Annotated in this window: 4 protein-coding genes; all 4 read right to left on the reverse strand. The window is 69.8% G+C overall.

Annotation, left to right across the window (positions count from 1 at the left end):
- The coding region (locus ACTS11_RS06520) for a cysteine synthase A (protein ID WP_442639522.1) at positions 1-910 on the reverse strand (910 nt) is incomplete at its 3' end.
- Between the two features lie 57 nt (positions 911-967).
- Positions 968-2,113 (reverse strand): gamma-glutamylcyclotransferase, encoded by a 1,146-nt coding sequence (locus tag ACTS11_RS06525; protein ID WP_442639523.1) that lies wholly within the window; start codon positions 2,111-2,113, stop codon positions 968-970.
- A gap of 3 nt (positions 2,114-2,116) precedes the next feature.
- Complete coding sequence (locus tag ACTS11_RS06530) at positions 2,117-2,560, reverse strand: TrgA family protein (protein ID WP_442639524.1); 444 nt, start codon at positions 2,558-2,560, stop codon at positions 2,117-2,119.
- A gap of 129 nt (positions 2,561-2,689) precedes the next feature.
- Complete coding sequence (locus ACTS11_RS06535; RefSeq protein ID WP_442639525.1) at positions 2,690-3,898, reverse strand: class I SAM-dependent methyltransferase; 1,209 nt, start codon at positions 3,896-3,898, stop codon at positions 2,690-2,692.
- Positions 3,899-3,948: the final 50 nt, after the last annotated feature.

The raw sequence follows: 3,948 nt of genomic DNA on the forward strand, positions 1-3,948 counted from the left end.
CGTAGTCGCAGAGGATCGTGACGATCGTGTGCCCCGGCCCCATCTCGCGCGCCATGCGCACCGCGCCCGCGACGTTCACCCCCGAGGAGCCGCCGAGGCAGAGCCCCTCTTCGGCCAGCAGGTCGAAGACGTAAGGCAGCGCCTCGCTGTCGGGGATCTTGTAGGCCGCGTCCGGCGTGAACCCCTCGAGGTTCGCCGTGATCCGCCCCTGCCCGATCCCCTCGGTGATCGAGTTCCCGCCCGCCTCCTGCCCGGTATAGAGCTTGTAGAGACCCGAGCCCTCGGGATCGGCGAGCGCGACCTTCACGCCCTTCGGCTGGAGCACCTGCGCGACGCCCGCGATGGTGCCGCCCGAACCGACGGCGCAGGTGAAGCCGTGGACCGTGCCGCCGGTCTGCTCCCAGATCTCGGGGGCGGTCGTCTCCACATGCGCCTGGCGGTTCGCCACGTTGTCGAACTGGTTGGCCCAGATCGCGCCGTTGGGCTCGGATTGCGCCAGCCGCTGGGCGAGGCGGCCCGAGTAGCGCACGTAGTTGTCGGGGTTTGCGTAGGGCACCGCCGGAACCTCGACCAGCTCCGCCCCCGCGAGGCGGAGCATGTCCTTCTTCTCCTGGCTCTGGGTCTCGGGGATCACGATGACCGTGCGGAAGCCCATGGAGGCCCCCACGAGCGCCAGGCCGATGCCGGTATTGCCCGCCGTCCCCTCGACGATGGTTCCGCCGGGGCGCAGCATCCCCCGCGCCACCGCATCGCGGATGATGAAGAGCGCGGCGCGGTCCTTGACCGACTGGCCGGGGTTCATGAACTCCGCCTTGCCGAGGATCTCGCAGCCCGTCATCTCGCTGGCCTTGCGCAGGCGGATCAGCGGGGTGTTCCCGACGGCGGCGGCGAGGTCTGTGTGGATCTTCATCGGGGGTCGTCCCTCTGGCGGTGGGTCGCCAAGGGATAGGTGGCCGGGCGCGCAAACTCAACCCGCCGCGGAGACCCTCGGCTGGGCCGCGCGCAGCCGGTCGCGGTTCGCCGCCAGCCATTGCAGCGACATGATCGCGGGCGCGTTGACGAGATCGCCCGCGGCGAGAAGCTCCATCGCCTCGGCGTAGCCCACGACATGCCCGAGGATGTCCTCGTCCTCGTCCGCGTGCCCGCCGAGGCCCGCGGCCTCGTCCGGCAGGTCGGCGATGCCGACATAGGAGTAGAGGACATGCGCGACGCCGCCCGGCGTTGGATAGTAGCGCGCGACGAAGTGCAGGTCGCCGACGACAAGGCCCGCCTCCTCGGCCGCCTCGCGGCGCGCGGTCTCCTCCGGCGTCTCGCCCGCGTCGATCAGGCCCGCGACGGGCTCGAGCAGCCAGGGCGCGGGGTCGCCGGCCGCCAGCGGGCCGAAGCGGAGCTGTTCGACGAAGAGGACGCGGTCGCGCACCGGGTCGTAGGGGAGCACCGTCGCCGCGTCCGCCACGCGGAAGACGGCGCGCACGACCTCGCGCTGCGTCTGCCCGTCGAAGCGGCGGTGGCGCGCGGTCAGTTCCTCCATCGCGTAGAAGCCGTCGTAGGGATGCAGCCGCCCGACGATCTCGACATCGCCCGAGCCCAGCGTCGTGCCGATCCGCCGCTCGCGGTGCCAGGCCCGCGTGCGCAGGACGGCATCGGCCCGCGCCCGGATGATGCCCGCGAAGGCGCCGGCGCGCTCGGGCGCCTGCGAGCCCATGCGCCGCAGGATGTCGCCCGCGGCCTCCAGCGTCACCGGGGCCCACCTGGCCGCCCAGTCGTCGAGCACCCAGGGCTCGCCGCTGCCGGGCTCGGCCGCGCGCGGGCGCCAGGCCTGCGCCGCCACCTCGCCCGCCGCGGTGCCGAGCGTGACGGGCGCGCGCGCATAGCCGTAGACGGCCTCGTAGAAGTCGAGCCGCGCGAGCGTGTCGTCATCGACCTCGACCAGCAGACCCTCGGCCTCGGACCCCTCGGCGGCGACCAGCACGGGCCAGTCGCCGAAGCGCGCGCGCTCGACCCGTGCGCCGGGCAGGCGCGCGGGGTGTGCGGGCACGTCTCGGCCGGCCACCAGCCGCAGGAGCGGCGCGTGGCGCAGCGTCCCGAACAGGAAGATTCGCGATGTCACCATCTCTCAGCGCCAGATGCGCCCGACAGCCTCGGTGAGCAAGCCCGCGATTGCACCGCCGATCAGGAGCGTTGCCCAGATGTGCGGAATCTCGACGGTCTGGAGAAGATACTCGAGGAACAGCTCGATCGTCGCGATCGTCGCCTCGCCGGGCGACTCGTAGCGCAGGTTCGCGGCGCGCTGGAACATCGTGCGGAGCGCGAAGAGCAGGAGGCCGAAGAAGGCGATCTGCGCACCGACACGCATTCCGTTGCCGATCCCTGCGCCATAGCCCTGCCCCGCCCGCGTGCCCGAGACCATCCAGCCCTGCCAGAAGCCGATCAGCCCGATGGTCAGCGGGAAGTAGGTCGCGGCCATCTCGGCGGGGAAGGTCAGGAGCGTGAACTCCGCCGCCTGCCAGCCGACGAGGAAGAACAGGATGCCCCCGACCAGCTTGGCCGCGGTCGGCATCTGAAGGGCCTTGGTGCCCGAATGGGTTTGCGGCGGAAAGAACATGGTCCGGGAGAAAACCCCCGGATTCGGGCCCATTTATGACCAAAGCGCGCAGATCGGATGGAGTCTGCGCGCTCCGGCCGATGCTCAGGCGGGCCTGCGCACCGTGATCTGCGTCACGTCCGTGTTGCCGAAGTGGAATGTCGCCGCGCAGGAGCAGAGGTAGAAGTTCCACATCCGCCGGAAGCGGTCGTCGAAGCCGAGGGCCGCGATCTCGTCCCAGCGGTCGTTGAACGTCTCGTGCCAGCGGCGCAGCGTCTGCGAGTAGCTCTCGCCGAACTCGATGGAATGGGCGACCTCGAGGCCCGCGCGCCGGACCTCCTCGCGCAGCACCTTGGGCGCGGGCAGCATGCCGCCGGGGAAGATGTATTTCTGGATGAAGTCGACGCCCCGCCGGTAGATCTCCCACCGCCGGTCCTGCACCGTGATGATCTGGAGCGTCGCCTGCCGCCCGGGCTTGAGCCGCTCGCGCAGCGTGTCGAAATAGACGGGCCAGTAACGCTCGCCCACCGCCTCGAACATCTCGATGGAGGCGATGCCGTCATAGAGGCCCTTCTCGTCGCGGTAGTCCTGGAGCTTGATCTCCACCCGGTCCGCGAGGCCCGCCTTGGCGATGCGCTCGACCGCGTAGTCGTGCTGCTCCTTCGAGATGGTCAGCCCCGTCACCTTCAGCCCCCGCTCCCTGGCGGCGTATTCCGCGAAGCCGCCCCAGCCGCAGCCGATCTCGAGGACGTGCTCGCCGGGCCGGGCGCCCATCTGGTCGACCATGCTGGCGTATTTGGCGATCTGCGCGGCCTCGAGGCTCTCCTGCCCGGTGTCGAACTTGGCGGAGGAATAGGTCATCGTGTCGTCGAGCCAGAGACCGTAGAACGCGTTGCCGAGGTCGTAGTGGTAGGAGATGTTCTTCTTCGCCTGCTTCTTTGTGTTGGACTGGAGCCAGAAGCGGAAGCGTTCGTAGGCGCGGATCAGGCCAATGCCGAGAAAGCCGTCGTAGACCTCCTCGTTGTCGGCATGGACGAGGTCCATGAAGGCCTGAAGGTCGGGCGTGGTCCACCAGCCGTCGACATAGGCCTCGCAGAAGCCGAGATCGCCCTCGCGGATCAGGCGCGCGAAGATGTCGGTGTTGTGGATGTGCAGTTCCGCCACGGGCCCCGGCTTGGGCCCCTCGGCGCGGAACACGCGCCCGTCGGGCAGCACCATGTCGAGGCGCCCGTGCTCCATGCGGTTGGCCTGGTCGAACACGGCCTGGAAATAGCGCGGCAGCCCGGTTTCGCCCTGGGTCGTCGTTCTGATCATCGTCTTCGTCCCCATCACGCTTCACCTAAGGCCAGATGCAGCGTCGTTTA

This window comes from Roseicyclus sp., assembly GCF_052168335.1.
Lineage (GTDB): Bacteria > Pseudomonadota > Alphaproteobacteria > Rhodobacterales > Rhodobacteraceae > Roseibacterium.

Excerpts from the sequence above, each read along its gene's own strand:
- ACTS11_RS06535 (WP_442639525.1), bottom strand. The coding sequence starts at position 3,898 with ATGATCAGAACGACGACCCAGGGCGAAACCGGGCTGCCGCGCTATTTC.
- ACTS11_RS06530 (WP_442639524.1), bottom strand. The coding sequence starts at position 2,560 with ATGCCGACCGCGGCCAAGCTGGTCGGGGGCATCCTGTTCTTCCTCGTC.
- ACTS11_RS06525 (WP_442639523.1), bottom strand. The coding sequence starts at position 2,113 with ATGGTGACATCGCGAATCTTCCTGTTCGGGACGCTGCGCCACGCGCCG.